This is a genomic window from Burkholderia sp. GW821-FHT14F03, from assembly GCF_058803765.1.
In genome coordinates, this window is the sequence record NZ_JBXAPG010000030.1 from 1 (window position 1) to 26,998 (window position 26,998).

Annotated in this window: 27 protein-coding genes; 12 read left to right on the forward strand and 15 right to left on the reverse strand. The window is 65.9% G+C overall.

From position 1 onward, the window contains the following. Positions 1-166 precede the first annotated feature (166 nt). On the forward strand, positions 167-571 hold the full coding sequence (cueR, locus tag AC1RQF_RS20530) for a Cu(I)-responsive transcriptional regulator (RefSeq protein WP_274004092.1): 405 nt from the start codon (positions 167-169) through the stop codon (positions 569-571). Between the two features lie 219 nt (positions 572-790). Further along, entirely contained in the window at positions 791-937 is a 147-nt protein-coding gene (locus AC1RQF_RS20535; protein ID WP_252988207.1) for a DUF3563 family protein, read from the forward strand. A gap of 506 nt (positions 938-1,443) precedes the next feature. On the opposite strand, the gene AC1RQF_RS20540 is transcribed toward AC1RQF_RS20535, so the two are convergent. Both AC1RQF_RS20540 and AC1RQF_RS20545 read right to left on the reverse strand, forming a co-directional pair. Further along, positions 1,444-2,289 carry a 23S rRNA (adenine(2030)-N(6))-methyltransferase RlmJ gene (locus AC1RQF_RS20540; protein WP_492872840.1) on the reverse strand — a complete coding sequence of 282 codons (846 nt, stop codon included), beginning with the start codon at positions 2,287-2,289 and terminating at the stop codon, positions 1,444-1,446. 129 nt (positions 2,290-2,418) lie between these two features. Then, a complete protein-coding gene (locus AC1RQF_RS20545; protein WP_274004085.1) occupies positions 2,419-3,390 on the reverse strand; it encodes a potassium channel beta subunit family protein in 972 nt (323 codons plus the stop codon). A 180-nt stretch (positions 3,391-3,570) separates the two neighbouring features. Here AC1RQF_RS20545 and AC1RQF_RS20550 point away from each other — a divergent pair, with 180 nt between their 5' ends. Beyond that, on the forward strand, positions 3,571-4,359 hold the full coding sequence (locus tag AC1RQF_RS20550; protein WP_274004084.1) for a 3-hydroxybutyrate dehydrogenase: 789 nt from the start codon (positions 3,571-3,573) through the stop codon (positions 4,357-4,359). A gap of 100 nt (positions 4,360-4,459) precedes the next feature. Here the strand turns inward: AC1RQF_RS20550 and AC1RQF_RS20555 are convergent, their stop codons facing one another. After that, entirely contained in the window at positions 4,460-5,659 is a 1,200-nt protein-coding gene (locus AC1RQF_RS20555) for an amino acid aminotransferase (protein ID WP_492872841.1), read from the reverse strand. Between the two features lie 255 nt (positions 5,660-5,914). Here AC1RQF_RS20555 and uvrB point away from each other — a divergent pair, with 255 nt between their 5' ends. From uvrB to AC1RQF_RS20580, 5 genes are all read left to right on the forward strand, one after another. Then, on the forward strand, positions 5,915-8,002 hold the full coding sequence (gene uvrB / locus AC1RQF_RS20560) for an excinuclease ABC subunit UvrB (RefSeq protein ID WP_274004080.1): 2,088 nt from the start codon (positions 5,915-5,917) through the stop codon (positions 8,000-8,002). A gap of 197 nt (positions 8,003-8,199) precedes the next feature. Then, entirely contained in the window at positions 8,200-8,751 is a 552-nt protein-coding gene (locus tag AC1RQF_RS20565; RefSeq protein WP_274004079.1) for an iron transporter, read from the forward strand. A 64-nt stretch (positions 8,752-8,815) separates the two neighbouring features. Continuing rightward, entirely contained in the window at positions 8,816-9,145 is a 330-nt protein-coding gene (locus AC1RQF_RS20570; RefSeq protein ID WP_274004078.1) for a cupredoxin domain-containing protein, read from the forward strand. A gap of 51 nt (positions 9,146-9,196) precedes the next feature. Continuing rightward, the gene (locus AC1RQF_RS20575) at positions 9,197-10,039 is read left to right on the forward strand and encodes an FTR1 family iron permease (RefSeq protein WP_274004076.1); all 843 of its coding nucleotides are present in this window, start codon (positions 9,197-9,199) and stop codon (positions 10,037-10,039) included. After that, positions 10,036-11,433: a 4Fe-4S binding protein gene (locus tag AC1RQF_RS20580; protein WP_492872843.1), complete on the forward strand. Its 1,398-nt coding sequence runs from the start codon at positions 10,036-10,038 to the stop codon at positions 11,431-11,433. Before AC1RQF_RS20575 ends, AC1RQF_RS20580 begins: the two co-directional genes overlap by 4 nt. A gap of 233 nt (positions 11,434-11,666) precedes the next feature. Here AC1RQF_RS20580 and hemP read toward each other — a convergent pair whose 3' ends face one another. The 3 genes from hemP to AC1RQF_RS20595 all read right to left on the reverse strand — a co-directional run bounded on the left by hemP (position 11,667) and on the right by AC1RQF_RS20595 (position 13,525). Further along, a complete protein-coding gene (gene hemP / locus AC1RQF_RS20585; protein WP_274004073.1) occupies positions 11,667-11,918 on the reverse strand; it encodes a hemin uptake protein HemP in 252 nt (83 codons plus the stop codon). Positions 11,919-12,068: 150 nt separating this feature from the next. Beyond that, positions 12,069-12,554, reverse strand: a complete 486-nt coding sequence (locus AC1RQF_RS20590) for an SRPBCC family protein (protein WP_274004071.1) — start codon at positions 12,552-12,554, stop codon at positions 12,069-12,071. A gap of 98 nt (positions 12,555-12,652) precedes the next feature. Further along, complete coding sequence (locus AC1RQF_RS20595) at positions 12,653-13,525, reverse strand: pirin family protein (protein WP_492872844.1); 873 nt, start codon at positions 13,523-13,525, stop codon at positions 12,653-12,655. 123 nt (positions 13,526-13,648) lie between these two features. On the opposite strand from AC1RQF_RS20595, the gene AC1RQF_RS20600 reads away from it, so the two are divergent. Continuing rightward, positions 13,649-14,623 (forward strand): LysR family transcriptional regulator, encoded by a 975-nt coding sequence (locus AC1RQF_RS20600; protein ID WP_274004070.1) that lies wholly within the window; start codon positions 13,649-13,651, stop codon positions 14,621-14,623. Between the two features lie 359 nt (positions 14,624-14,982). Here AC1RQF_RS20600 and AC1RQF_RS20605 read toward each other — a convergent pair whose 3' ends face one another. The 9 genes from AC1RQF_RS20605 to AC1RQF_RS20645 all read right to left on the reverse strand — a co-directional run bounded on the left by AC1RQF_RS20605 (position 14,983) and on the right by AC1RQF_RS20645 (position 22,248). Continuing rightward, entirely contained in the window at positions 14,983-15,402 is a 420-nt protein-coding gene (locus AC1RQF_RS20605) for an ExbD/TolR family protein (RefSeq protein ID WP_274004069.1), read from the reverse strand. Positions 15,403-15,415: 13 nt separating this feature from the next. Continuing rightward, on the reverse strand, positions 15,416-16,147 hold the full coding sequence (locus AC1RQF_RS20610) for a MotA/TolQ/ExbB proton channel family protein (protein ID WP_274004066.1): 732 nt from the start codon (positions 16,145-16,147) through the stop codon (positions 15,416-15,418). Between the two features lie 54 nt (positions 16,148-16,201). After that, complete coding sequence (locus AC1RQF_RS20615) at positions 16,202-16,924, reverse strand: energy transducer TonB (protein WP_274004064.1); 723 nt, start codon at positions 16,922-16,924, stop codon at positions 16,202-16,204. A 223-nt stretch (positions 16,925-17,147) separates the two neighbouring features. Beyond that, positions 17,148-17,384, reverse strand: a complete 237-nt coding sequence (locus tag AC1RQF_RS20620; RefSeq protein WP_274004062.1) for a (2Fe-2S)-binding protein — start codon at positions 17,382-17,384, stop codon at positions 17,148-17,150. 149 nt (positions 17,385-17,533) lie between these two features. Next, the gene (murI, locus tag AC1RQF_RS20625) at positions 17,534-18,421 is read right to left on the reverse strand and encodes a glutamate racemase (RefSeq protein WP_492872845.1); all 888 of its coding nucleotides are present in this window, start codon (positions 18,419-18,421) and stop codon (positions 17,534-17,536) included. Between the two features lie 28 nt (positions 18,422-18,449). Then, positions 18,450-18,926 carry a bacterioferritin gene (gene bfr, locus AC1RQF_RS20630; RefSeq protein WP_252982814.1) on the reverse strand — a complete coding sequence of 159 codons (477 nt, stop codon included), beginning with the start codon at positions 18,924-18,926 and terminating at the stop codon, positions 18,450-18,452. 154 nt (positions 18,927-19,080) lie between these two features. Then, positions 19,081-20,604: a fumarate hydratase gene (locus AC1RQF_RS20635; protein WP_274004056.1), complete on the reverse strand. Its 1,524-nt coding sequence runs from the start codon at positions 20,602-20,604 to the stop codon at positions 19,081-19,083. A 49-nt stretch (positions 20,605-20,653) separates the two neighbouring features. Continuing rightward, a complete protein-coding gene (locus AC1RQF_RS20640) occupies positions 20,654-21,250 on the reverse strand; it encodes a TIGR00645 family protein (RefSeq protein ID WP_274004055.1) in 597 nt (198 codons plus the stop codon). A gap of 101 nt (positions 21,251-21,351) precedes the next feature. Continuing rightward, a complete protein-coding gene (locus AC1RQF_RS20645) occupies positions 21,352-22,248 on the reverse strand; it encodes a DMT family transporter (RefSeq protein ID WP_492872846.1) in 897 nt (298 codons plus the stop codon). Between the two features lie 289 nt (positions 22,249-22,537). Between AC1RQF_RS20645 and acs the strand changes: the two genes are divergently transcribed. The 3 genes from acs to AC1RQF_RS20660 all read left to right on the forward strand — a co-directional run bounded on the left by acs (position 22,538) and on the right by AC1RQF_RS20660 (position 26,970). Then, positions 22,538-24,520: an acetate--CoA ligase gene (gene acs, locus AC1RQF_RS20650; protein WP_492872847.1), complete on the forward strand. Its 1,983-nt coding sequence runs from the start codon at positions 22,538-22,540 to the stop codon at positions 24,518-24,520. A gap of 80 nt (positions 24,521-24,600) precedes the next feature. Then, positions 24,601-24,951, forward strand: coding sequence for a DUF4212 domain-containing protein (locus AC1RQF_RS20655; RefSeq protein WP_274004048.1), 351 nt, complete (start codon positions 24,601-24,603; stop codon positions 24,949-24,951). Positions 24,952-24,954: 3 nt separating this feature from the next. After that, positions 24,955-26,970 (forward strand): sodium:solute symporter family protein, encoded by a 2,016-nt coding sequence (locus AC1RQF_RS20660; protein ID WP_274004046.1) that lies wholly within the window; start codon positions 24,955-24,957, stop codon positions 26,968-26,970. Positions 26,971-26,998 lie beyond the last annotated feature (28 nt).

The window sequence follows — 26,998 nt, forward strand, 5'->3', positions numbered from 1 at the left end:
CCCGGATCAGGACCGGGCGATGAATCGCGGGCGACGTCCGGTTCGTTGCGCGCGCAGCCATGAAGCAGCGCTTCCTCAGTTAACTGCACGAAGACTTGCGCTTCCATTGAGCCATGTCGTTTCTCCGAACGAGCTAAGATCTCACCATAGTGGATTGGGAGGCAGTGTGAACATTGGAGCAGCGGCGCGCGCCTCGGGCGTCAGCGCGAAGATGATCCGATACTACGAAAGCGTGGGTTTGCTGAGCGCGAGCAAGCGAACCGATGCCGGTTACCGGGTCTACCAGGACGACGACGTTCATTTGCTGCGGTTCATTCGCCAGGCCCGCAGGCTGGGTTTTGCGGTCGACGACATCCGTAAGTTGCTGGCGCTTTGGCAGGACCGCTCAAGGGCAAGCGCGGAAGTGAAGGCGATCGCGCTCGAGCACGTGGCGGAATTGAACAGCCGTATCGCCGAGTTGACGGACATGAGGAACACCCTCGCTAACCTCGCCGCGCATTGCCACGGGGATGAGCGTCCCGATTGTCCGATCCTGGAAGGTTTGGCGACGTGCTGTGATGCACCGAAATAGTGCGCCCCAACGCCGTGACAGAACGCCGCGAACATGAGGATTGTGCTGAAGAATCAATCGTTTATGCCTGGAACACGGCATGTATTCCAAAATGGAATGGTCGGCATTCGAGCATTTCACTGGCAAGTTGGTGCATTGTGGCTATAATGGGGTTAACCCTATACGGGATATCCCTGACGCCGATTCACCAGGGATCTTTATCTTCCTTGGAGAGCCATCATGTTTGCATACGTCATTGAGAAGCTGAGCACCTGGTTTGAAACCGCAGAACGCACCCGCCGCGAAGCCTACCTGGCATCGTCGAGCGACATCGTTCAGCTCGAGCAGCGCATCCGCGCGCTGGAAACCAACGGCTACTCGCTGTAAGCCTCGGTTTCGCTGCAGTATCGCGCCCGTTCCGGCGCAATGACAATCAAGCCCCGTATCGTCGGGGCTTTGTCTTTTTGTCCACGGAATGACTGGCGCGTCGCGGACAGCGGCGCTATGGTGGCGTATCTGCTACCTCAGTCGGAAGACTTCGCGTGACATGCGACTACCTCAAAGCCTCGTCCGCCTCGTAACCTGCGGGTTTGGCGTCTTGCTCTCGGGTGCGTTCCTGTCGGCTCGCGCAGAGCCGTCCCGGCCGCCGCTGGTGCTCGATACCCAGGCCGGCATACACGACGGCAAGAGCGGAATCGTGTTGCAGAACGCGCCACTGTCGCGCGCGCCGATTGCGACGCCTGCTCAGATGACCGCCCCCGCGGAATTGGCGCCCAACTCCGTCATGCCCGTGATCGTGGCGCCCTATGTCCAGGTCCCGGCATGGAACGGCGCCCAGCCACAGCCCCAACTCCCACCGAGGCAGCCGCGCCAGTGAGGCGCGGCATTCGGCGTCAGCTGCTCCGATGCTCGATCGAAAAGCTTGCGCCGTCGTCCTGGCCCAGCGCCTCGACGAGATAGGGAAGGGCTTCCCGCATTGAATCCACCAGCGTGTAAGGCGGATTCAGAATGAACATGCCGCTGCCGAACAGCCCATAACCGTCCGCCGGCGGCCGACTCACGGTCAGCGTCAGGTGCAGCCAGTTGTTCGGTTGCAGGCGCTTCAGGTGATCAGGGAATTTCTGCGACTCGGGGCGGCTCACCTGCGGATACCACACGGCATAGCATCCGGTCGCAAAGCGCTTGAGTGCTTCTTCGACGCAGCTCAGCGCGCGCGCATAATCGCGCTTGTCCTCGTAGGACGGATCGATGAGCACCAGCGCGCGCCGCGGCGGCGGCGGCAGCAGCGCCTTGATTCCTTCGAAACCATCCCCCGCATAGATCATCGCGCGCCGGCCGGCATCACGGAAATTGTGGCGCAGCACATCGATTTCCGTCGTGTGCAGTTCGAACAGCCGCATGCGGTCCTGTTCGCGCATCAGGCGCCATGCGAGATAGGGCGAGCCGGGGTAGTAGCGCAGCGTGCCGTCGTCGTTCAGCGCGTGGACTTCGTCGAGGTAGTCGCCGAGCGCGGCCGGCAGATCATCCGCGTCCCACAGCTTGCCGATGCCGGTGCCGGATTCAGCGGTTTTCGCCGCGTAGCCGTCCAACAGGGAGTAAACGCCGGCGCCCGCGTGCGTGTCGATGTACCAATACGACTTGTCCTTGCGGTTCAGGTAATGCAACAGTTGGACGACGACGGCGTGCTTGAGCACATCCGCATGGTTGCCGGCGTGAAAGGCGTGACGATAACTGAGCATGGCGAACAGGCAAACGGAGCGAAACGTGGAAGGGCCGAACGTCCCGCGCGACACCGCGCAACAGGATGCGGAGGTGGGCAGGCCGGCCGAAGCGGTCGCGTATTGTACGCGACGCCGCGGCGACTGCTGTCATTGATACGCATCGCCGACGATATCCTCGATTCGCTGCTTGATCTCCGGCGTGAGTCGCGTCGCGATGTCGGCGGCCCGCATGTTCTCCACGATCTGCTCGATGCGCGACGCGCCCGTGATCACGGTGCTGACCCGCGGATTTTTCAACACCCAGGCGATCGCGAGCTGGCCGATGCTGCAATCGAGTTCCGCCGCGACGTGGCCGAGCTTGTCGACGATGCTGTTCTTCGCCGCGTCGGTCAGCTGCTCGCGCAGCCAGTCGTAACCCTGCACGCGCGCCCGGCTGCCTTCGGGCACGCCGTGTCGATATTTGCCGGTCAGCAGCCCGGACGCGAGCGGGCTCCAGGTGGTAAGCCCGATCCCGAGGTCCTCGTAGAGCCGACGGTACTCCTGCTCGACGCGGCGGCGGTGGAACAGGTTGTATTGCGGTTGCTCCATCACCGGCTTATGCAGATGATGGCGCTCGGCGATGTCGCAGGCGGTCCGGATCTCGTCCGCGCTCCACTCCGAGGTGCCCCAGTAGAGCGCCTTGCCGCGCGCGATCATGTCGCTCATGGCCCACACGGTTTCCTCGATCGGCGTGTAGGGATCGGGCCGGTGGCAGAACACGAGATCCACGTGGTCGAGCTGCAGGCGTTGCAGCGACGCGTCGATCGCGTGCAGCAGGTATTTGCGGTTCAGCGTGTGGTATTGATTCGGCGCCTCGGTCAGGCCCCAGAAGAACTTGGTCGATACGACGTAGCTGAGGCGCGGCCAGCCCAGCGATTTCAGCGCATGGCCCATGATCTCCTCGGATTTGCCGCCGGCGTACACCTCTGCGTTGTCGAAGAAGTTGACGCCGGCGTCGCGCGCTGCAGCCAGCGATTCGCGGGCTGCGCGGCGATCCACCTGGTTGCCGTACGTGACCCACGATCCGATCGACAGCTCGCTGACCTGTAGGCCGGAACGTCCCAGTCTGCGGTAGTTCATGGCGCCTCCCGTATGCGTGACCGCTGACAAGCTTAGCCTGTTTGGCCATTGCGCGCGGTCTGATCATGCACAATAGCGGCGTTGTCCGCGCGCGGGCGTGCCGGATTGCCGGTACGTGCCGAGTGGCCCGGCCCGCGCCGCACATGATGCTTTCATTCACCTGATTGAGGAGACGTGGGAATGGCTTCGAGTTTGGCTGGCAAGACGGCGGTCGTGACGGGCGCGGCGAGCGGGATCGGCAAGGAGATCGCGCTGGAACTGGCGAAGGCGGGCGCGGCGGTGGCGATCGCGGACCTGAACCAGGATGGCGCGAACGCGGTGGCGGAACAGATCAGGCAGGCGGGCGGCAAGGCAATCGGCGTCGCGATGGACGTGACCAGCGAGGAAGCGGTCAACAGCGGGATCGACAAGGTGGCGGCGGCCTTCGGCACGATCGACATCCTGGTGTCGAACGCGGGCATCCAGATCGTGAATCCGATCGAGAACTATGCGTTCTCGGACTGGAAGAAGATGCAGGCGATCCACGTCGACGGCGCGTTCCTGACGACCAAGGCGGCGCTCAAGTACATGTACAAGGACGATCGCGGCGGCGTGGTGATCTACATGGGCTCGGTGCACTCGCACGAGGCGTCGCCGCTGAAGTCGGCCTATGTGACGGCGAAGCACGGGCTGCTGGGCCTCGCGCGCGTGCTGGCCAAGGAAGGCGCGAAGCACAACGTGCGCTCGCATGTGGTGTGTCCGGGCTTCGTGCGCACGCCGCTCGTCGACAAGCAGATTCCGGAGCAGGCGAAGGAACTCGGCATCAGCGAAGACGACGTGATCAAGCATGTGATGCTCGGCAACACGGTGGACGGCGTGTTCACCACGGTCGAGGACGTCGCGCAGACGGTGCTGTTCCTGTCCGCGTTCCCGAGCGCGGCGCTGACCGGCCAGTCGTTCATCGTCAGCCACGGATGGTTCATGCAGTGACGTCGGCGGACGCGGCCTTCTTGGCCGGCGTCGCCGCCCGGAATAAAAAAACGCGCTCCGTGGAGCGCGTTTTTTCTTGAGCCGGGCGGCGTGCGCGAACTTACTTCAGCACGGCGGCCACGGCGTTCGCGACGGCGTCGAGGTTGCGGGTATTAAGCGCCGCGACACAGATGCGGCCGGTGCCGACCGCATAGATGCCGAACTCCTCGCGCAGGCGGTCGACCTGGGCCGACGTGAGGCCCGAGTACGAGAACATCCCGCGCTGGGCGTTGATGAAGCTGAAGTCACGGTCGACGCCGCTCGTCTTCAGGCGTTCGACGAGGCCGTTGCGCATCGCGCGGATGCGATCGCGCATCTCGCCCAGCTCCTGCACCCATGCGGCGTGCAGTTCCGGCGACGCGAGCACGGCCGCGACGATCGCGCCGCCGTGGGTCGGCGGGTTCGAGTAGTTGGTGCGGATCACGCGCTTGAGCTGCGACAGCACGCGGGCGGCCTCGTCCTTGCTCGACGTGATGATCGACAGCGCGCCCACGCGCTCGCCGTACAGCGAGAACGACTTCGAGAACGACGACGACACGAACACGTTCAGTTCCGCAGCGGCGAACAGGCGCACGGCTGCCGCGTCCGCCTCGATGCTTTCGCCGAAGCCCTGGTAGGCGATGTCGAGGAACGGCACCAGATTGCGCGCCTTGACGGTCGCGACGATCTGCGCCCATTGCGCGTCGGTCAGGTCGACGCCCGTCGGGTTGTGGCAGCACGCATGCAGCACGACGATCGTGCCCGGCGCATAGCTTTCGAGCGCGGCCAGCATGCCGTCGAAATTCACGCCGTTGGTCTGCGCGTCATAGTACGGATAGGCGACGACGTCGAAGCCGGCCGTTTCGAACAGCGCGCGGTGGTTTTCCCAGCTCGGATCGCTGATCGCGACCTTCGCGTTCGGGTTCAGCGTGCGCAGGAAGTCCGCGCCGATCTTGAGCGCGCCCGTGCCGCCCAGCGCCTGGGCGGTGACGACCCGGCCCGCCGCGATCAGCGGCGAATCGTTGCCGAGCAGGAGCTTCTGCACGGCGGCGTCGTAGGCGGCGATGCCGTCGATCGGCAGATAGCCGCGCGGCAGGCCCGCTTCGACCTGCACCTTCTCCGCGTCGCGGACCGCGCGCAGCAGCGGAATCTTGCCGTCTTCGTTCGTGTACACGCCGACGCCCAGGTTGACCTTGGTCGGGCGCGGATCGGCGTTGAAGGCTTCGTTCAGACCCAGGATCGGGTCGCGAGGGGCGAGTTCGACAGCGGAGAAGAGCGACATGATGGTTCGGCAGCAGTTGAGAAAGAGGGTCAGGCCATTGGGCCCGGCGGCTTGCATGGGCGGCGTGACGCGCGACGGCGGCACGCGGGGCAAAGCGCGACAGCCGTCTATTGTAGCGAATTCGCCGCGCGTTTTCGGCCGATGTCGCAGCGGCGTGCCGGGTTTTTGCACGCGGCGCGCGGCAGGAGGCGACAGCAGCCCGGCCGGCGGCGACGCGCTAGAATAGTCCTTTGCCTCCGCAGCGATCCGCACCCCATGGCTGAACATCATTCCGATACGCAAGAGGCGCTCGACGAATCGAAATTCGTGACGTTCGAGGGCTCCCCGTTCCAGCTCTACCAGCCGTACCCGCCCGCCGGCGACCAGCCGACCGCGATCGAGACGCTGGTGGAAGGCGTCGAGGACGGTCTGTCGTTCCAGACGCTGCTCGGCGTGACCGGCTCGGGCAAGACCTTCACGATGGCGAACACGATCGCGCGGCTCGGCCGCCCGGCGATCGTGTTCGCCCCGAACAAGACGCTGGCCGCGCAGCTGTACGCGGAATTCCGCGAGTTCTTTCCGCGCAATGCGGTCGAGTATTTTGTCTCGTACTACGACTACTACCAGCCGGAAGCGTACGTACCGCAGCGCGACCTGTTCATCGAGAAGGATTCGTCGATCAACGAGCACATCGAGCAGATGCGGCTGTCGGCGACGAAGAGCCTGATGGAGCGCCGCGACGTGGTGATCGTCGCGACGGTGTCGGCGATCTACGGTATCGGCAATCCGTCCGAGTATCACCAGATGATTCTCACGCTGCGCACGGGCGACAAGCTCGGCCAGCGCGACGTGATCGCGCGCCTGATCGCGATGCAGTACAACCGCAACGAGGCCGACTTCCAGCGCGGCGCGTTCCGGGTGCGCGGCGACACGATCGACATCTTCCCGGCCGAGCACGCGGAAATGGCGGTGCGGGTCGAGCTGTTCGACGACGAGGTCGAGTCGCTGCAGCTGTTCGATCCGCTGACAGGCCGGGTGCGGCAGAAGATCCCGCGTTTCACCGTCTATCCGTCGTCGCACTACGTGACGCCGCGCGACACCGTGATGCGCGCGGTCGAGACGATCAAGGACGAATTGCGCGAGCGGCTCGAGTTTTTCCACCGCGAAGGCAAGCTCGTCGAGGCACAGCGGCTCGAGCAGCGCACCCGCTTCGATCTGGAGATGCTGCACGAGCTGGGCTTCTGCAAGGGCATCGAGAACTACTCGCGGCACTTCTCCGGCGCCGCGGCGGGCGAGCCGCCGCCGACCCTCGTCGATTACCTGCCGTCCGACGCGCTGATGCTGCTCGACGAATCGCACGTGCTGATCGGCCAGCTGAACGGCATGTATAACGGCGACCGCGCGCGCAAGGAGAATCTGGTCGACTACGGCTTCCGGCTGCCGTCCGCGCTCGACAACCGGCCGCTCAAGTTTCCGGAGTTCGAGCGCAAGATGCGCCAGGTCGTGTTCGTGTCCGCGACGCCCGCCGACTACGAGCTGCGGGTGACGGGGCAGGTGGCCGAGCAGGTGGTGCGGCCGACGGGGCTCGTCGATCCGGAGATCGAGGTGCGCCCCGCGAGCAGCCAGGTCGACGACGTGCTCACCGAGATCAACGCGCGGGTCAAGGCCGGCGAACGGGTGCTGATCACGGTGCTGACCAAGCGGATGGCCGAGCAGCTGACTGAATTCCTCGCCGACCACGGCGTGAAGGTGCGCTACCTGCACAGCGACATCGACACGGTCGAGCGCGTCGAGATCATCCGCGACCTGCGGCTCGGCACCTTCGATGTGCTGGTCGGGATCAACCTGCTGCGCGAGGGCCTCGACATTCCCGAGGTGTCGCTCGTCGCGATCCTCGACGCCGACAAGGAAGGTTTCCTGCGCGCCGAGCGTTCGCTGATCCAGACCATCGGCCGCGCGGCTCGTAACGTCAACGGCAAGGCGCTGCTCTACGCGGACCGCATCACCGACTCGATGCGTCGCGCGATCGACGAGACCGAGCGCCGGCGCGCGAAGCAGGTGGCGTTCAACGAAAAGATGGGCATCACGCCGCGCGGCGTGCAAAAGCGCATCAAGGACATCATCGACGGCGTTTACAACGTCGACGACGCGCGCGCGGAGCTGAAGGAGGCGCAGCAGCGCGCGAAATTCGAGGACATGTCGGAAAAGCAGATCGCGAAGGAGATCAAGCGGCTCGAGAAGCAGATGGCCGATTTCGCGAAGAACCTCGAGTTCGAGAAGGCCGCCCAGACGCGCGACCAGCTCGCGCTGCTGCGCGAACGCGTGTTCGGCGCGAATGTCGGCGACCACGTGAGCGGCGCCTGACCCCGCGCCGATGCATCGGGCTCCTGATCCAGCAAGGGTTTGGTGCGCGGGCCGGTTTGTTCCGGTTCAGGATCGGTGCTAAACTCCGCAATTATTGAGAATAGTTCGCATTAACGTTCTTTCTCGCATCAGGGACCGCCGACGGGCCGCGCTTGGGGCCGTCGGGTGTGGTCGGACGATAAAAACAAGGAGTGTCAATGTTGGGTTCTTCCTTCATCCGCAACGGGATTGCGGTAGCGGCGGCGCTGGCCGCGATGTCGGCCACGGCTGCCGAGTATCCGATCGGCAAGCATCAGATCCAGGGCGGCATGGAGATCGGCGCGGTTTATCTGCAGCCGATCACGATGGAGCCGGAAGGGATGATGCGCAAGGCATCGGATTCGGACATCCACCTCGAGGCCGACATCCACGCGGTCAAGAACAATCCGACCGGGTTCGCCGAAGGCGACTGGATGCCGTACCTGCAAGTGACCTACAAGCTCACGAAGCAGGGCGACGCGAAGTGGAAGTCGGAAGGCGACCTGATGGGCATGGTCGCGAGCGACGGCCCGCACTACGGCGACAACGTGAAGCTGAACGGTCCGGGCAAGTACCACCTGACGCTCGTCGTGAAGCCGCCGATGCAGACGGGCCACATGGCGTTCGGCCGCCACGTCGACAAGGAAACCGGCGTGGGCCCGTGGTTCAAGCCGATCACGCTCGACTACGATTTCCCGTTCGCGGGCATCGGCAAGAAAGGCGGATATTGATCCGCGGGATCTGCAGCAGTCGGACAGCGCGCGTATAGCGCGCTTGTCTTTTTTGAGAAACACAATGACATTCCCCAGAATATTCGCGTTCGCCGCCGCCGTGCTCGTCGCGGGCGCCGCGCATGCGGTCGACCTGCCGACCTTCAAGCTCGAGATGGCCGACGGCAAGCTCAATCCGGCCCGCATCGAAGTGCCGGCCGGCCAGCGCATCAAGATCGAAATCCGCAACACCGGCAAGGGCGCAGTCGAATTCGAGAGCGTGCAGCTGCGCAAGGAGAAGGTGCTCGCGCCGGGCTCCGAGTCGTTCGTCGTGATCGCCCCGCTGTCGCCGGGCGAGTACAAGTTCTTTGACGATTTCCACCAGCAGGCGCAGGGCGTCATCGTCGCGAAGTAAGGGATTTCGCACCGGCGGCGCTTGCCGCGCGAGCGGTGCCAGGAGGGATAGATGGGTCAGATCTTGTTCATAGTCTGGCGGGAGAGCGTCGAGGCGCTGCTCGTCGTCGGCATTCTTTACGCATGGCTCAATAACGGCGACGCCGATGCACGGCGCGGCCTGCCGTATCTGTGGGCCGGGGTGGGCGCGGGCCTGTTGATGGCGGTCGCGCTCGGCGCCGCGCTGGTCGGCTTCACCGAGGTGTTGTCCGGCGACGCGCAGGACTATTTCCAGACGGCGATGGTGCTGGTCGCCTGCGTGCTGATCGTGCAGATGGTGCTGTGGATGCGCCAGCACGGCCGCACGCTCAAGCGCGACATGGAGCAATCGCTGCAGAAGAGCACGCAGGGTTCGAACTGGTGGGGCGTCGCGGTGCTGGTCGCGCTGGCGATCGCGCGCGAGGGCAGCGAAACCGTGATCTTCCTGTACGGGCTCGGCTTCGGCCAGTCCGGGCATGTCGACGGCGCGCAGATGCTCGCGGTACTCATCGGCCTCGGCCTCGCGTTCCTCACGTTCTATCTGCTGCAACTCGGCGGCAAGTATTTCTCGTGGCGGCATTTCTTCCGCGTGACCGAGATCATGCTGCTGTTCCTCGGCGCCGGCCTGTTCCAGACCGGGGTCGACAAGCTGATCGACAAGGAGATCCTGCCGCTCGGCATCGCGCAGCTGTGGGACAGCTCCGCGCTGCTCGATGATTCGAGCACCTTCGGCTCGCTCGTCGCGACGCTGACCGGCTATCGCGCGCACCCGGCGCTCATGAACCTGGTTGCGTACGCCGCGTATTGGCTCGTCGTCTATCTGCTGCTGAAGCGCGCGACACGGCGTCCGGTCGCGACGGCGGGGCGCGCTGCATGAGCGCGGTCGCCGGCGGCCGCATCGGCCGCATCGCGGCGGCCGGCCAATGGATGCAGCGCCATGGCGCTTTGATCCGCGGCATCCAGTGGGTCGTGGTCGCGGTCTATGCGTTCCTGATCCTCGTGCCCGCGTTCACGCCGCTGCCCGACGACACCGCGCATCTGTGGAGCAATTTCACGCTGGCCGCGCAGTTCCTGTTCTGGGGAATCTGGTGGCCGTTCGTGCTGCTGTCGATGGTGATGCTCGGGCGCGTGTGGTGCGGCGTGCTGTGTCCTGAGGGCGCGCTCGCGGAGTTCGCGAGCCGCTTCGGTCGCGGCCGCGCGATTCCGCGCTGGATGCGTTGGGGCGGCTGGCCGTTCGTTGCGTTCGGGATCACGACGATCTATGGCCAGATGGTGAGCGTCTACCAATACCCGCGCGCCGTGCTGCTGGTGCTCGGCGGCTCGACCGCCGCGGCGATGGTGATCGGTCTGCTGTACGGGCGCGAGAAGCGGGTCTGGTGCAAGTACCTGTGCCCCGTCAACGGGGTGTTCTCGCTGCTCGCGCGACTCGCGCCGCTGCGCTACAAGGTCGACGAGGAAGCATGGCGACGTTCGTACCGGCAGGGCGAGCATGGGCACCGCGTGATTCCGATCAACTGTGCACCGCTCGTGCCCTTGCGCAACATGAAGGGCGCGGCGGACTGCCATATGTGCGGCCGCTGCGCCGGCCATCGCGATGCGATCGCGCTGACGGCGCGCTCGCCGTCGGAAGAGGTCGTCGCGCTCGGCGACAAGCACGCGAGCGGCTGGGATACCGCGCTGATCCTGTACGGGTTGCTCGGCGTCGCGATCGGCGCGTTCCACTGGACCGTGAGCCCGTGGTTCGTGCAGATCAAGCAGGCGCTCGCCGGCTGGCTGATCGACCACGACATCCTCTGGCCGCTCGAGACCAATGCGCCGTGGTTCCTGCTCACGCATTATCCCGACCGCAACGACGTGTTCTCGTGGCTCGACGGGGCGCTCGTCGTCAGCTATATCGTCGGCACGGGACTGATCTACGGGAGTGTGCTGCTGGTGCTGCTCAGCGGCGCGGTCATGATGCTCGGCCGTTTCGAGCGCGTGCGGCTCCATCATCTCGCGCAGGGGCTGATTCCGATCGCGGGCGCGGGCGTGTTTCTCGGCTTGTCCGCGACGACGCTGTCGCTGCTGCGCGCGGAGCACGTGCCGCTCGGCTGGGCGACCGATGTGCGATTGGCGATCCTGATCGGCGCGAACCTGTGGAGCGCGTGGCTCGTGTTCAAGGTCACGGGCCGCTATGCAGGCTGGCCGCGCCGCGTGCTCGCGATGGGCTGGGTGGCCGCGGCGCTCGCCGTGATCGACAGTGCGTGGTGGCTGATGTTCTGGGGATTCTGAGCCGGGTGGAAGGACGTGTCGGCGGCAGGAAAGCCGGCGATAAAAAAGCGGGGCGTTCATCGAACGCGCCGCTTTTGCTTTCACGGGTGAGAACCAAAAAAAGTGGCTTGGCTTGCTGTAACGGCTGCTTGAATGTGTTTGCACGAAGGGGTCTAGATCTCGCGTGCAAGCCGCTACGGCTGGCTAATGCCCAACACCCCTCTAGGAGGTGGTCCCCACAATACTCGGTACGACTACTTCGTCAAAATCAGCTTGCCCAGGCGGGTGGCGCGGAGCTGGTAAGTCTCGCCGTTGTGCGCGATGCTCACGTGCGTCTGGCCCTGGAGCAGCGCCTCGCTCTTGACGACGCGCTGGCCGGCATCCGCGCCGGCGGGTTTCGCGGCATTCGCTGGCGTAGTAACCGCCGCCACTTTCGTCCGGCCACCGGTTGCGGTGCCGCCAGTGCGGCGCAGGGTGAGCGTGGAAGAGCGCATAAGTTCGGTCATTCGGTCAGTGATGTTTGGCGATACGATGGAATGAAGTCTAAATGATAACCATTCCCATTTACAACATCTCATTATTGATCGAACAAGCGAAGTCGATAGCCAACGTCAAAATCCAGGCTGGAGCGCCGCGGGGGCGCCCCGCGTGACGGCTCAGTGCAGCGGATCGGGATCCTTGCGCCCCTGCGCGTATTCGCGGATCAGCCTGACCGTGTCGATGTCGGACGCGCGATAGGCCTCCTTGACGATCTCCTGGGTCTGGCGTGCGTCCTCGCTGTCGTCGCCGACGGGCAGCGTGGTCCGGTATTCGAAGCGCAGGAACAGTTGCGCCGCTTCCGGCTCTTCGATCGTCATCGTCAGTGAGCCGCCGATCTCGCCGTGCGCGGCGTGGATGTCATAGCGGACCTGCTCGTCCGGCGTGAAGGTCACGCGATCGAGGATCGTCGCGTTGCCGAAGTGCAGCTCGCGCTCGAGCAGGGTGTCCGTGCGCTCGCGCATGACGCAGCGGTCGAGGCCAATCACGAAGAGTTGCGGCTGCTCGGCGCGCAACACGAGGCCTTCCCACAGCTGGGCGCGGGTCAGGGTGGGCAGGGTCGGGTTGCTGGGGTCGTTGATCTGGATCAGGTGTTCGAAATTCAAGGCGGCAGGTTCCTTCTGTCGTACGGCGCCACAGGCGCGAGCAGGTATTGTGACGCAATTCGGATGCGCGGGCGGCGCGTCCCGATGACCGCCGCGCATCAGGCGGGAATGCGCCCCATGCGGCCGCTCTGGAAGTCGACGACCGCCTGGCGGATCTCGTCCTCGGTATTCATCACGAACGGACCGTAGCGGACGATCGGCTCGTTGAGCGGCTGGCCGCCGATCAGCAGCAGATCGAGCGGCGCGTCGCCTGCGGCGAAGGCGACGGTGTCGCCGTCGTCGCCGTAGACGACCATGTGGCGCGCATCGATCGCTTGCCGTTGCGCGCCGTAGAACCCGTCGCCGTCGAACGGGTAGGCGAACACGCGAAAGCCGGCCGGCACAGGATGCTCGACCTCGGCGCCCGGTTGCAGCGTGAAGTGCTGATACAGGATCGGCGTGCGCGTCTCGATATGGGCGCGTACGCCGAACGCTTCGCCCGCGATCACGTTCACGCGCGCTCGACCGTCGGGCGACGTGGCGCTCGGCAGACGCGCCGCGCCGATCTCCTGATAGCGCGGCGCGATCATCTTGTCGCGCCGCGGCAGGTTCACCCACAGCTGGAAGCCGTGCGAGCGGCCGCCCGTGTGCGCGAAGCCGGGATCGGGCATCTCGCTGTGAACGACGCCCGCGCCCGCCGTCATCCACTGCACGTCGCCGGGACCGAGCGTGCCCGCGTGGCCGGCCGAGTCGCGATGGCGGAACCGGCCGTCGAGTACGTAGGTGACGGTCTCGAACCCGCGATGAGGATGATCGGGCGCGCCCTTGGCCTCGCCGGGCGCGTAGTTGACGGGGCCCATTTCATCGAGCAGCAGGAATGGATCGAAGTCCATCAACAGGCGGGTCGGGAATGGACGATGGACGATGAAACCACCGCCTTCGGTCGTGCGCAGCGATGGGTACGTGCGTGTGATGGAACGGCTGGATGACATGGGCAGGCCCTTCGGAATGGGGGAAATCGCTTTATTTTCGATACATGAAGCTATTATATGGAGCGATTTGCAGAGAAAAGCCGGGCGATCCGCAATGGATCGTTCTGGAATTGGAACGATGAGATGACTATCGACGCACACAACCTGAACGACCTGATGTACTTCTCGCAGGTCGTCGAGCATGGCGGCTTTTCCGCCGCGGAGCGCGTGCTCGGTATCTCGAAGTCGCGCCTGTCGCGTCGCCTGACCGAACTGGAGGCGGCGCTCGGCGTGCGTCTGCTGCAGCGTTCGACGCGCAAGCTCGCGCTGACGGAGGCCGGGCAGCTGTTCTATCAGCATTGCCAGGCCATGCTCGCGGAGGCGCAGGCCGCGATGAACGCGGTGCAGCAGCTGCGTACGTCGCCGCGCGGCACGGTGCGCGTGAGCGTGCCGGTGACGGTGTCGCAGACCATGCTGTCGAACCTGCTGCCGGAATTCCTTCATCGTTATCCGGAAGTGCGGATGCAGATTCGCGTGACGAATCGCGTGATCGATCTGTTCGAGGATTCGATCGACGTCGCCTTGCGCGTGCGCTCCGAGCCGCCCTCCAGCGCGAATATCGTCGTGCGTCCGCTGTTTCGCACCGAGCAGATGCTGGTCGGCGCGCCGAGCCTGTTGAGCCAGCATGCGCCGCCGTTGACGCCCGACGATCTGGCTGGTTTCGCGACGCTCGATACGCCGTCGGGTGACGGCCGTCACGTGTTTTCGCTGATCGCGCCCGATGGGACGCGGCATACGCACGAGCATGAGCCGCGCCTCGTCACTGCGGATCTGATGACGATACGCGAGGCGGTGCTCGACGGGGTCGGAATCGCCGCGCTGCCGGAAATGATGTACGGCAACGCGCTGCGCGCGGGGCAGTTGTCGCCGGTGATGCCGGGCTGGACCTTGCCTGCGCCGCAATTATCCGCGGTGTTCGTGTCGCGGCAGGGGATGCCGCCCGCGGTGCGCGCCTTCGTCGACTTCCTGGTCGAGAAGCTCGACAACGAGCATTACGCGCAGCCCGGCTGCCCGGAGCGCGGCGCGAAAGACGGCATGCCGAAGATGCTGCCCACCTGACGGCGATCCTTGTGTGTGCGAAGCATCGGTTTTTTCATTCAAGCGTCGCGCGCGATCGGTAGTTTCAATCGGGGTTTGCTTGAATGCGTGCGCGTGTCGACCTATATTGGAATCCCACTTCGCGAAGGATGCTCTGAGCGAAAACCGGTGGCCGCATATGTTGCGAGCCAGATAGGGCAGAACGCGCAGTCCGTGAGATCACGGCGAGTCGCATTGCGTTGCTCCAGGCGCCAATTGATGCCGCCGAAGAGCCCGCCGCCCGAAGGCGCCCGCGTGCGCATCAAAAAAGGCCTTCATCTGGCGATGAAGGCCTTTTACTTTGTCGAGCGCGTGATGCGTGATGCGTGATGCGTGATGCGTTACTTCGACTTCGGCTCGGTGACGAAGCCCAGCTTCGTGAGGCCGCCGGCCTGCGCGGCCGACATCACTTCCGCCACGTGCTCGTAGGCGACCTTGCGATCCGCGCGCAGATGCAGCTCCGGCTGCGGCGTGGCTTGCGCCGCCTGCGCGATGCGCGTCTGCAGATCTTCCGCGGTGACCGGGTGGTCGTCCCACAGCACGGTGCCGTCGCCTTCGATCGCGACGTTGATGGTCTGCGGCTTCACTTCGACCGGCTGGCTGCTCGCACGCGGCAGATCGATCTTCACCGCGTGGTGCATCGCCGGGATCGTGACCAGGAAAATGATCAGGAGCACCAACATCACGTCGACGAGCGGCGTCATGTTGATCTCGTTCATCAGGCCTTCTTCTTCTTCATCGAAGGTGGAATTCATTGCCATGACGGATCCTCGATCAGTTCGCGCGGGTGGCGAGGCGCAGGCCGTCGCGCTGGGACGACGACGCGAGGCGCGCGCCCGTCACGAAGTACGCGTGCAGGCCGTGCGCGAAGCGGCGCAGCTTGCTCACGATGTCCTTGTTCGCGCGCGTGAGCGCGTTGTAGCCGAGCACGGCGGGGATCGCGACGAACAGGCCGAACGCGGTCATGATCAGCGATTCGCCGACCGGGCCGGCGACCTGATCGATCGAGGTCTGGCCCGTCGCGCCGATCACGAGCAGCGCGTGATAGATGCCCCACACGGTGCCGAACAGGCCGACGAACGGTGCGGTGCTGCCGATCGACGCGAGAATCGCGAGGCCGCTCTGCATCCGCGCGACGCCGTCGTCCATCGTGTCCTTCAGGCAGCGCGTGACCCAGTCGGATACGTCCATGCGGTCGTGCAGGTGCGGCTGGGTCTGGTGGTGGTGGTCCGCGGCTTCCTTGCCCGACAGTGCGAGCGCGAGGAACGGGTTGTCCTGCGGCGTCGACGACGAGACGCCGAGCTTCTGCACGCCGTCATCGAAATCGTCCGAATGCCAGAAGGCTTGTTCGGCGTTGCGGGTCAGGCGCTTCAGGCGGAAGACGTTCCAGCCCTTGATGACGATCACCAACCACGACAGGATGGACATCACGAGCAGCGTGATCGCGATGAAGCGCGTCACGAAGTCACCTTGCGCCCAGACGTGCGCGATACCGTAGCTTTGCATGTGTGTTCCTTTTCTTGAATCTTTTTGGGTGTAGCTTTTGGGATGTAGCGGAAATCAGTCGGTCAGGCTGAAGTCGTAGGGCTGCGTGTACGCGGCGCGCATCGGCTGCCCGTTCTGCAGGTACGGCTGGCACTGCGACGCGCGCACGGCTTCGAGCGCGGCGTCGTCGAGGCGCGGGAAGCCGCTGCTCTGGGCAATCTGCGCGCTTTCGATCTGGCCGCTGACGCCGACCACGAAGCGCACCTTCGCGACGCCGGTTTCGCCGCGGCGCTTCGACAGCGCGGGGTAATTCGCCTTGACGATCTGGCACGACAGCGACGCGCCGCCCTTGGGCGCGGCGATTTCCATCGTCGGCCGCGCGGGCGCCGGAGCCGGTGCGGCCGGCGGCGCGGCGGGGGCCGCCGGGGCCGGCGGCGCGGGTTCGGGCGCGGTGACCGCATTGGGCGAGGGCTCGTGCGTGACCGGCAGCGGCGTGGGCGTCTGCTTGACCACGGGCTTGGGCGTGGGCTTCGGCCGCGGCGTGGGGATGGGTTTCGGTTGCGGCGTCGGCGCGGACTGCACGCCGACCGGTTGGGCAACCGGCGTCGAACTCAGCAGCTGCGCGGTGATCGCTTTCGATTCGAGCGGACGCTCCGGCACGTCGTTGCGCATCAGCAGCGCGCCGGCCAGCAGCAGCGCGTGTCCGGCGAGGACTGCGGCGGTGGCGGTAACGACACGGGGATTCATACGGGAAGCAACCGGCCAGGAGCCGGTCGGTACGGAAGTCGAGGCCTGCATGTTAGCTTGGTAGGGCGGTGGTGCGCGGCCGGCGCACCCGGGATGGCGATCTCATTTGCGGAAAATCAACAGCGAGATACACACAGTCGTCACGAATCCGATCAGCAACTCCATCACAGGCTCCTTTGCAGGTAAGCCGCTGGCTCGCGGGAAAGGCTTGCTGACGGGCGGGTGGAAACAACAATACGACGCGGCTCGCGCCGCGCAGCGCGCAATCGTGCCTTCAGGCCGCCTTGCGTTCGTAGAACGTCACGGGAATCGGGTGGGCGTGGTGTTCGACGCCGCAACGGCTCGCGCAGACGCCGTGCTCCGCCATGAGGTCGCGCACGGACTCCTCGCACTTCCCGCAACAGGAGGCGACGCCCAGTTCGAATTGAAGCTCTTCAAAGCTGGCGGCACCCTCGGCGAGGGAGGCGCGAATCTTCCGGTCGGATACCGATTTGCACACGCAGACGATCATGATGGACGCGATAGCTAACGTTAATGCGAATTATTATCATTCTATTCACGAGGCTTGGCAAGGGTGGGGCGGGCTTTTTTGTAACAAAACCAGGTGCTTAGCAGGGTTTCCCGGCAACGGGCGGCACGCATGGCCGCCCGGCGGCCCGTTCAGGCCGGCTGGGCGGAACGGTCGGCCGCGCTCGGCGAAACGATCGACACGGTTTCGACCCCGGTTTCCAGCCCGAGCAGGGCGGCGGCGAGCGTGTGCAGATGCGCGCCGTCGCTGGTGGAGCACAGGCGGGTCGGGCGCGCGACGGCGTCGGCCGGCGCGCGCAGGCCGTGCGCGTCGAGCACGCGGCCCAGCTGGCGCGCGATGGCGTCGCTGGTGTCGACGAGGGTGAGACGATCGCCCGCGAGCGCGCGGATCGTTTCGTCGAGGAACGGGTAGTGGGTGCAGCCGAGCACGAGCGTATCGGCGCCGGCGGCGAGCATCGGTTCGAGATAGGACGCCAGGAGCGCGCGCAGCTCGGGCGAGTTGATGTCGCAGCGCTCGACCGCCTGCACGAGCCCGTGGCCGGGCTGGCACATGAAACGGCAGTCGGCCGCGTGCCGCTCCAGCAGCGCGCGGAACCGCTCGCTGCGCAGCGTGGCCTGGGTGGCGAGCACGCCCGCCACGCGCGAGCGCGATACCTGCGTGGCCGGCTTGATGCCGGGCTCGACGCCGACGAGCGGGATCGGCAATTGCGTGCGCACCGCGGCGATCGATTGCGCGGTGGCGGTGTTGCAGGCGACCACGAGCGCCTTCGCGCCCTGGCCGACCAACCATTCGCCGATGGCCAGCGTGCGCTCGGTGATGAACGCGTCGTCGCGTTCGCCGTAGGGCGCGTGGCGGGAATCGGCAACGTAAACGAATGTTTCGGCGGGCAGCAGCGCGCGCGCGGCGCGCAGGACCGACAGGCCGCCCAGCCCGGAATCGAAGATGCCGATCGGCGCGTGCGCGCGCGCCGCCGGCGCGGCGGCGGGCGGTATATCGGGCAACGGGGACGGGCGGAGCATGCGGGTGCGGCGGGAGAGGGGCGGGGAGTTACTCCGGCGAGCCCATCATCGTCTGCTGATAGTTCTGCAGGCCGACCTTGCCGATCAGATCGATCTGCGTTTCCAGCCAGTCGATATGTTCTTCGGTGTCGTCGAGGATCTTTTCGAAGATCTCGCGCGAGACGTAGTCACGCACCGTTTCGCAATAGGCGATTGCTTCCTTGCAGGTGGCCTGGGAGATCTGTTCGAGCTTCAGGTCGCACTTCAGGATTTCTTCGGTTTCTTCGCCGACGAGCAGCTTGTGCAGGTCTTGAAGATTCGGCAGGCCGTCGAGCATGAACACGCGCTCGATCAGCCAGTCGGCGTGCTTCATCTCGCCGATCGATTCGTCGTATTCATGCTTGCCGAGCTTTTCGAGGCCCCAGTGCTTGTACATGCGCGCATGCAGGAAATACTGGTTGATTGCAGTCAGCTCGTTCTTCAACTGGGCGTTGAGATATTCGATGACTTTCTTATCGCCTTGCATGATGGTTCCTTTTAAATCGTGTGGGGCTCAGACTATCGAAAGATAAACGCTCGCACCCGAAAAGCCAAGCGTAAATCGGTTCGATATCCGAAAGGCCGCACGTAATGAGAATCAAAAAGGCCGGATTGAAATCCGGCCTGAAAATCATTCTTGTTTACACGCTTGCGACCGGGATTTTGCCGATCTTCGCTTGCCATTCCTTCGGCCCCGTCTGATGCACCGATGTGCCCGACGAATCGACCGCGACCGTCACCGGCATGTCCTGCACGTCGAACTCGTAGATCGCTTCCATGCCGAGGTCTTCGAACGCGAGCACCTTCGCGTGGCGGATCGCCTTCGACACGAGATAGGCGGCGCCGCCCACGGCCATCAGGTAGGCGGCCTGATGCTTCTTGATCGCCTCGATCGCGACCGGGCCGCGCTCGGCCTTGCCGATCATCGAGATCAGCCCGGTCTGCGCGAGCATCATCTCGGTGAACTTGTCCATCCGCGTCGCGGTGGTCGGGCCTGCCGGGCCCACGGCTTCGTCACGCACGGGATCGACCGGGCCGACGTAGTAGATCACGCGGTTCGTGAAGTCGACGGGCAGCGTCTCGCCCTTCGCGAGCATGTCGGCGATGCGCTTGTGCGCGGCGTCGCGGCCCGTGAGCATCTTGCCCGACAGCAGCAGCGTCTGGCCCGGCGTCCAGCTTGCGACCTCGGCGGGCGTCAGCGTGTCGAGGTTCACGCGCTGGCTGGTTTCGGTGTTCGGCTCCCACTGGACCTTCGGCCATGCGTCGAGCGGCGGCGGGTCGAGGCGCGCGACGCCCGAGCCGTCGAGCGTGAAATGCGCGTGACGGGTCGCCGCGCAGTTCGGGATCAGCGCGACGGGCTTCGACGCCGCATGCGTCGGCGCCGCCATGATCTTCACGTCGAGCACGGTCGCGAGACCGCCGAGCCCCTGCGCGCCGATGCCGAGCGCGTTGACCTTCTCGTACAGCTCGATGCGCAGTTCCTCGGCCCAGTCCTTCGGACCGCGCGCGATCACATCCTGGATGTCGATCGGATCCATCAGCGATTCCTTCGCCATCACCATCGCCTTCTCGGCGGTGCCGCCGATGCCGATCCCGAGCATCCCCGGCGGGCACCAGCCCGCGCCCATCGTCGGCACGGTCTTCAGCACCCAGTCGACGATCGAGTCGGACGGATTCAGCATCACGAACTTCGACTTGTTCTCCGAGCCGCCGCCCTTCGCCGCGACCTGCACGTCGACCTTGTCGCCCGGCACGATCTCGTAGTGGATCACGGCCGGCGTGTTGTCCTTCGTGTTCTTGCGGCCGCCTTCGGGCGGGTTCACGATCGACGCGCGCAGCACGTTGTCCGGGTTCAGGTAACCGCGGCGCACGCCCTCGTTGATCATGTCGGTGACGCCCATCGTCGCGCCGTCCCAGCGCACGTCCATGCCGACCTTCACGAAGATCGTCACGATGCCGGTGTCCTGGCAGATCGGGCGACGGCCTTCGGCGCACATGCGGCTGTTGGTGAGGATCTGCGCGATCGCGTCCTTCGCGGCCGGGCTTTCCTCGCGCTCGTACGCGCGGCCGAGCGCCTGGATGTAGTCGAGCGGATGGTAGTAGCTGATGTACTGCAGCGAATCCGCGATGCTCTGGATCAGGTCTTCCTGTTTGATGACGGTCATGGCTGAGACTCTGTGGGGACAGTGGGAATCGGTTGGGCAGCGCCGGTCGTTACGCCGGCTCGCGATGCGCGGCGGGCTGCGCGGGCGCATCGGTATGGAAATGCTCGGTATGGGTGCGCGTCGTCAGGCGGTCGACCCACGCCATCACGAGCGCCGACAGCAGGAACGACACATGGATCAGCACCTGCCACATGATCGCGTGGTTCGTGTGCTGGTCCGGGCTGATGAAGATCTTGAGCAGATGGATCGACGAGATGCTGATCAGCGCCATCGACAGCTTCACCTTCAGCAGGCCCGCGTTCACGTGATCGAGCCATTCGGGCTCGTCGGGATGCCCCTCGATGCCGAGGCGCGACACGAAGGTTTCGTAGCCGCCGACGATCACCATGATCAGCAGGTTCGAGATCATCACCACGTCGATCAGGCTCAGCACCACGAGCATCACGCTCGTTTCGTCGAGCGAGGTCGCGTGCGAGACTAGGTGCCAGACTTCCGTGAGGAACAGGAAGACATAGACCGCCTGCCCGAGGATCAGGCCCAGGTAGAGCGGTACTTGCAGCCAGCGGCTCATGAAGATGAGCGCGGGCAGCGGGCGCATCCGGTGACGGGAGGAACGGGCGTGCGGCGTGGGCGACGGGGCAGACATGGCGCGGGTATCGGGGGTATTTTTGAAAGCGCGTCATTGTAACGCGTCGCCCGGCCGGGCTGCAGCGGCGCCCGTTCGCGACGGCGGGCGACGCGAAGCGGCTACGAGGACACGGGCGGCGCGCGCCGCGCCCGCACGCTCGCGAGCGCGATGCCCGTGACCACGCAGGCGAGCGCGAAGCCGTGCGCGAGCGTCGGGCGCTCGCCGAGCACCAGGATGCCGTAGAGCGCCGCGGCGATCGGCAGCACCGCGCTGAACACGCCGGCGAGGCTGCCCGGCACGTGGCGGATGCCCTTCATCCACAGCCAGAACGAGAAGATGCTCGCGGACAGCCCGTACCAGACGACCAGCGCCCAGATGCCCGCCGGCACGCTCGCGTAGTCGAAGCGCCAGAGCGCGCCCGCGCCGAGCGGCAGCATCAGCAGCAGGCCGAACAGGTGGGTGTACGCGCAGATGTCGATCGGCGCGAGCGTCTGCGTGAGGCGGCGCGACAGGATCACGTACAGCGATTCGCAGCACACCGCGCCCAGCATCAGCAGGTTGCCGGTGAGCGAGCCCGCCTGCGCGCCGTCGTCGGCCTGCCCGCCGGCGAGATTGATGGTCACGACGCCGACGATCGCGAGCGCGATCGACACCAGCGCGCGGCCGCTCGGCTTCTCGCGCAGGAACAGCCACGCGAACAGCGCGACCACGGCGGGGATCGTGCTCGTGATCACGCCCGCCGCGACCGCGCTCGTGCGCTGCACGCCGTTCAGCATCAGCAGCGTGAACATGAAGGTGCCGAAGAACGCCTGCAGGAACAGGTTCAGCCATTCGCCGCGCTTGACCGTGCGCATCTTGACCGGGCTGAACAGCGGCCACAGCACGGCGATCGCGACCACGAAGCGCAGCGTGGCGAGCAGGGCGACGGGAACGAAGACGACGATGGACTTGCCGATGCCGACGTTGCTGCCGACCAGCAGCATCGACAGGATGAGGAAGAGAGCGTAGCGATTCAAGCTGGAATCCGGACGACGAGTTCAGTTAGCATTGTAGAGTCGCCCGAAAGCCGGCGTAAAGCTTGGGCCGGGCGCCGCCCGCGTAAGTGACGGGTAAGTTGCGGCGCTTATCGTGGCAATCGCCGTGTCGCGCTGCGCGGCCGCGTGGCGTGCTGCGCTGCAGCATCGCGAGCCATGCGGGTCCGGCCGTCGCGCGAGGGTGGAGACAGGCGCGTCACGCGCCAACGAGATGCGGCGCGCACGATCGCGCCGCCATGCAGTCGGTTTCACGTTCACCAAGGGGTTGTCGATGTCTGCGATTGAATCGGTTCTGCACGAACGCCGCCAGTTTGCACCGCCCGCCGCCGTCGGGCAGGCGGCGACCATTGCCGGGATGGCGGCCTACCAGGCGCTCGTCGATGAGGCGGCGCGTGACTACGAAGGATTCTGGGCGCGCCTCGCGCGCGAGACGCTCGAATGGCGCAAGCCGTTCAGCAAGGTGCTCGACGAGACGCGCGCGCCGTTCTACAGCTGGTTCGAGGACGGCGAGCTGAACGCGTCGTACAACTGCCTCGACCGCCATGTCGCGGCCGGCAACGGCGAGCGGGTCGCGGTGATCTTCGAGGCCGATGACGGCGCCGTGACACGTGTCACGTACGCCGACCTGCTCGCGCGCGTGAGCCGCTTCGCGAACGCGCTGAAGAAGCGTGGGATCGGCAAGGGCGACCGGGTCGTGATCTACATGCCGATGTCGATCGAGGGGATCGTCGCGATGCAGGCCTGCGCGCGCATCGGCGCGACGCACTCGGTCGTGTTCGGCGGCTTCTCGTCGAAGTCGCTCAACGAGCGGCTCGTCGACGTGGGCGCGAGCGCGCTCATCACCGCCGACGAGCAGATGCGCGGCGGCAAGACGCTGCCGCTCAAGAGCATCGCCGACGAGGCGATCGCGATGGGCGGCTGCGAGAAGGTCAAGAGCGTGATCGTGTACCGCCGCACGGGCGGCAAGGTCGACTGGCACGCCGGGCGCGACCTGTGGATGCACGAGCTGGCGGCGGCCGAGGCCGAGGTGTGCGAGCCGGAATGGGTCGGCGCCGAGCATCCGCTCTTCATCCTGTATACGTCGGGCTCGACCGGCAAGCCGAAGGGCGTGCAGCACAGCACGGGCGGCTACCTGCTGTGGGCGGCCCAGACGATGAAGTGGACCTTCGACTGGAAGCCCGACGACGTCTTCTGGTGCACGGCCGACATCGGCTGGATCACGGGCCACACCTACATCACCTACGGGCCGCTCGCCACCGGCGCGACCCAGGTCGTGTTCGAGGGCGTGCCGACCTATCCGAACGCTGGGCGTTTCTGGAAGATGATCGCCGACCACAAGGTGACGGTGTTCTATACCGCGCCGACCGCGATCCGCTCGCTGATCAAGGCGGCCGAGGCCGACCCGGTCGTGCATCCGAAGAGCTATGACCTGTCGAGCCTGCGCATCATTGGCACGGTGGGCGAGCCGATCAATCCGGAAGCGTGGATGTGGTATCACAAGCACGTGGGCGGCGAGCGCTGCCCGATCGTCGACACCTGGTGGCAGACCGAGACGGGCGGCCACATGATCACGCCGCTGCCGGGCGCGACGCCGACGGTGCCGGGCTCGTGCACGCTGCCGCTGCCGGGCATCATGGCCGCCGTGGTCGACGAGACTGGCCAGGACGTGCCGAACGGGCAGGGCGGGATCCTCGTCGTCAAGCGGCCGTGGCCGTCGATGGCGCGCACCATCTGGGGCGATCCGGAGCGCTTCAAGAAGAGCTATTTCCCCGAGGAGCTTGGTGGGCGGCTGTACCTCGCCGGCGACGGCACGGTGCGCGACAAGGACAGCGGCTACTTCACGATCATGGGCCGCATCGACGACGTGCTGAACGTCTCGGGGCACCGGCTCGGCACGATGGAGATCGAATCGGCGCTGGTGTCGCATCCGCTCGTCGCGGAAGCGGCCGTGGTCGGCCGCCCGGACGATACGACGGGCGAGGCGGTGGTCGCGTTCGTGGTGCTCAAGCGCTCGCGCCCCGAGGGCGAGGAAGGCGTCGCGCTCGCGAAGGAGCTGCGCGACTGGGTCGGCAAGGAAATTGGGCCGATCGCGAAGCCGAAGGACATCCGGTTCGGCGACAACCTGCCCAAGACCCGCTCGGGCAAGATCATGCGCCGGCTGCTGCGCTCGCTCGCGAAGGGCGAGGCGATCACGCAGGACACCTCGACGCTCGAGAATCCGGCCATCCTGGAACAGCTCGCCGAAGTGCGCTGAGCGTTCGCGCGGCTTCGTGCGACCGGCCCCTGCGCGGCAATCCCGATTGCCCGCGCGGGGGCTTTTTGTTACACAAGCGCATGGCCGCCTCGTCCTCCTCCCCCGCGCATCCCGCTGAGCCGCCCGACGTGCCCGCCGCGCTCGCGCGCGCGCATGCGCGCTACTGGCGCTTCAACGTCGGTTTGATCGCGATCCTGATGGCGATCGGCTTCGCGGTGTCGTTCGTGGTTCCGAGCTTCGCGCACGCGCTCGCGCCGCTGCGCTTCGCCGGTTTCAGCCTGCCGTTCTACCTCGGGGCGCAAGGCGCGATCCTGATCTACCTGGCGCTGATCCTCGTGTACATCGTGCTGATGCAGCGCGCCGACCGCGTGCTGCGCCGCGCTTACGACCAGCAGGCAGACCCTGCCGCGCATCCTGGCGGCGGCCGCTGAGCGATGCTGACGAACCGCCTGATCCACGCGTACGCGCTTTATACGGTCGGTTTTCTCGCATTCGTGCTGCTGCTCGCGCGCATCGAGCACGTGACCGGGCCCGGCGTATGGATCGGCTATGTGTTCCTGTTCGTGCCGATCGCGGTGTACGCGGTGATCGGGCTGTTGTCGCGCACCTCGGATCTGGTCGAGTACTACGTGGCGGGGCGGCGCGTGCCGTCCGCGTTCAACGGCATGGCCACCGCGGCGGACTGGCTGTCGGCCGCGTCGTTCATCGGCCTCGCGGGCTCGCTGTACGCAACCGGCTATGACGCGCTCGCCTATCTGATGGGCTGGACGGGCGGCTTCTGCCTCGTCGCGTTCCTGCTCGCGCCGTACGTGCGCAAGCTCGCGCGCTACACGATTCCCGATTTCCTCGGCACGCGGTTCTCGAGCACGGCGATGCGCGGGCTGGCGGCGGGGGCGGCGATCCTGTGCTCGTTCGTGTATCTGGTCGCGCAGATCCAGGGCATCGGCCTGATCGCGACGCGCTTCATCGGCGTCGATTTCTCGATCGGGATCTTTTGCGGGCTGGCCGGGATCCTGGTCTGCTCGTTTCTCGGTGGCATGCGCGCGGTGACCTGGACCCAGGTCGCGCAATACATCATCCTGATCAGCGCGATCCTGATCCCGGTGTCGCTGATCGCGATGAAGCAGGGGCTCGGACCGGCGCCGCAGTTCGATTACGGCCGGCTCATGACACGCGTCGAACAACTCGAGGCGCGCGTGCGCACTTCGCCCGACGAACGTCGCGCGCGCGAGACCTATCGCGCCCGGGCCGTGCAGATCCAGGGCATGCTCGATCGCCTGCCGGCGTCGTACGGCGAGGAAAAGGCGCGGCTGGCCGACGAGCTGGCGGCGCTGCGCCGCCGTAACGGGCCGCTGCGCGAGATCAGCCAGCAGGAGCGCCGGCTCGCGGAATTCCCGCGCGATCCCGACGCGGCGCGGGTGGTGTGGGAGCAGGCGCGCGACGACCTGCTCGTGCGCGCGGCCGACCCGGAGCCGATGGCCGAGCCGTTCCCCGCCGCGAACGACGGCGAGCGCCGTCCGCGCGAGCGCAATTTCCTCGCGCTGCTGCTGTGCCTGTCGCTCGGCACGGCGAGCCTGCCGCATATCCTCACGCGCTACAACACGACGACCTCGGTGGCCTCGGCGCGGCGCTCGGTGGGCTGGACGCTGTTCTTCATCGCGCTGTTCTATCTGACGGTGCCGGTGCTCGCGGTGCTCATCAAGTACGAGATCCTCGCGAACCTGGTCGGGCGGCCGTTCGCGGAACTGCCGGCCTGGGTGACGCAGTGGCATCACCTCGAACCCGACCTGGTCGGCGTGTTCGATCTGCTCCACGACGGCGTCGTGCACTGGGCGGGCATCCAGATGCAGCCCGACATCGTCGTGCTCGCGGCGCCCGAGATCGCGGGGCTGCCGTATGTCGTGTCCGGGTTGATCGCGGCGGGGGCGCTCGCGGCGGCGCTGTCGACCGCGGACGGGCTGTTGCTCACGATCGCCAATGCGTTGTCGCACGACGTCTATTACCACATGGTCGCGCCGGATGCGTCGAGCCAGCGGCGCGTGACCATCTCCAAGGTGTTGCTGCTCGGGGTGGCGCTGTTCGCGTCGTATGTCGCGTCGCTCAACACGGGGAAGATCCTGTTCCTGGTGGGCGCGGCGTTCTCGCTGGCGGCGTCGAGTTTCTTCCCGGTGCTGGTGCTCGGGGTGTTCTGGAAGCGCACGACCACGCGCGGGGCGATCGCCGGCATGGTGACGGGGCTCGCGGTGTGCGTGTATTACATCGTGTCGACCTATCCGTTCTTTACCCAGATCACCGGGTTCGCCGGGCCCAGCTGGTTCGGGATCGAGCCGATCAGCTCGGGCGTGTTCGGCGTGCCGGCGGGGTTCGCGGTCGCGATCGTCGTGAGTCTGTGCGACCGGCCGCCGGATGCGTATACGAACGCGCTCGTGGACTACATCCGGCATCCTTGACGGGGGCTGGTGAAAGGGGCCGGGAGTT

Excerpts from the sequence above, each read along its gene's own strand:
- AC1RQF_RS20545 (WP_274004085.1), bottom strand. The coding sequence starts at position 3,390 with ATGAACTACCGCAGACTGGGACGTTCCGGCCTACAGGTCAGCGAGCTG.
- AC1RQF_RS20640 (WP_274004055.1), bottom strand. The coding sequence starts at position 21,250 with ATGTCTGCCCCGTCGCCCACGCCGCACGCCCGTTCCTCCCGTCACCGG.
- bfr (WP_252982814.1), bottom strand. The coding sequence starts at position 18,926 with ATGCAAGGCGATAAGAAAGTCATCGAATATCTCAACGCCCAGTTGAAG.
- AC1RQF_RS20535 (WP_252988207.1), top strand. The coding sequence starts at position 791 with ATGTTTGCATACGTCATTGAGAAGCTGAGCACCTGGTTTGAAACCGCA.
- AC1RQF_RS20570 (WP_274004078.1), top strand. The coding sequence starts at position 8,816 with ATGACATTCCCCAGAATATTCGCGTTCGCCGCCGCCGTGCTCGTCGCG.
- uvrB (WP_274004080.1), top strand. The coding sequence starts at position 5,915 with ATGGCTGAACATCATTCCGATACGCAAGAGGCGCTCGACGAATCGAAA.
- AC1RQF_RS20655 (WP_274004048.1), top strand. The coding sequence starts at position 24,601 with ATGGCCGCCTCGTCCTCCTCCCCCGCGCATCCCGCTGAGCCGCCCGAC.
- AC1RQF_RS20540 (WP_492872840.1), bottom strand. The coding sequence starts at position 2,289 with ATGCTCAGTTATCGTCACGCCTTTCACGCCGGCAACCATGCGGATGTG.
- AC1RQF_RS20660 (WP_274004046.1), top strand. The coding sequence starts at position 24,955 with ATGCTGACGAACCGCCTGATCCACGCGTACGCGCTTTATACGGTCGGT.
- AC1RQF_RS20615 (WP_274004064.1), bottom strand. The coding sequence starts at position 16,924 with ATGCAGGCCTCGACTTCCGTACCGACCGGCTCCTGGCCGGTTGCTTCC.
- acs (WP_492872847.1), top strand. The coding sequence starts at position 22,538 with ATGTCTGCGATTGAATCGGTTCTGCACGAACGCCGCCAGTTTGCACCG.
- AC1RQF_RS20565 (WP_274004079.1), top strand. The coding sequence starts at position 8,200 with ATGTTGGGTTCTTCCTTCATCCGCAACGGGATTGCGGTAGCGGCGGCG.
- AC1RQF_RS20550 (WP_274004084.1), top strand. The coding sequence starts at position 3,571 with ATGGCTTCGAGTTTGGCTGGCAAGACGGCGGTCGTGACGGGCGCGGCG.
- AC1RQF_RS20580 (WP_492872843.1), top strand. The coding sequence starts at position 10,036 with ATGAGCGCGGTCGCCGGCGGCCGCATCGGCCGCATCGCGGCGGCCGGC.
- AC1RQF_RS20610 (WP_274004066.1), bottom strand. The coding sequence starts at position 16,147 with ATGCAAAGCTACGGTATCGCGCACGTCTGGGCGCAAGGTGACTTCGTG.
- AC1RQF_RS20635 (WP_274004056.1), bottom strand. The coding sequence starts at position 20,604 with ATGACCGTCATCAAACAGGAAGACCTGATCCAGAGCATCGCGGATTCG.
- murI (WP_492872845.1), bottom strand. The coding sequence starts at position 18,421 with ATGCTCCGCCCGTCCCCGTTGCCCGATATACCGCCCGCCGCCGCGCCG.
- AC1RQF_RS20600 (WP_274004070.1), top strand. The coding sequence starts at position 13,649 with ATGACTATCGACGCACACAACCTGAACGACCTGATGTACTTCTCGCAG.
- AC1RQF_RS20595 (WP_492872844.1), bottom strand. The coding sequence starts at position 13,525 with ATGTCATCCAGCCGTTCCATCACACGCACGTACCCATCGCTGCGCACG.
- AC1RQF_RS20605 (WP_274004069.1), bottom strand. The coding sequence starts at position 15,402 with ATGGCAATGAATTCCACCTTCGATGAAGAAGAAGAAGGCCTGATGAAC.
- AC1RQF_RS20555 (WP_492872841.1), bottom strand. The coding sequence starts at position 5,659 with ATGTCGCTCTTCTCCGCTGTCGAACTCGCCCCTCGCGACCCGATCCTG.
- AC1RQF_RS20575 (WP_274004076.1), top strand. The coding sequence starts at position 9,197 with ATGGGTCAGATCTTGTTCATAGTCTGGCGGGAGAGCGTCGAGGCGCTG.
- hemP (WP_274004073.1), bottom strand. The coding sequence starts at position 11,918 with ATGACCGAACTTATGCGCTCTTCCACGCTCACCCTGCGCCGCACTGGC.
- AC1RQF_RS20620 (WP_274004062.1), bottom strand. The coding sequence starts at position 17,384 with ATGATCGTCTGCGTGTGCAAATCGGTATCCGACCGGAAGATTCGCGCC.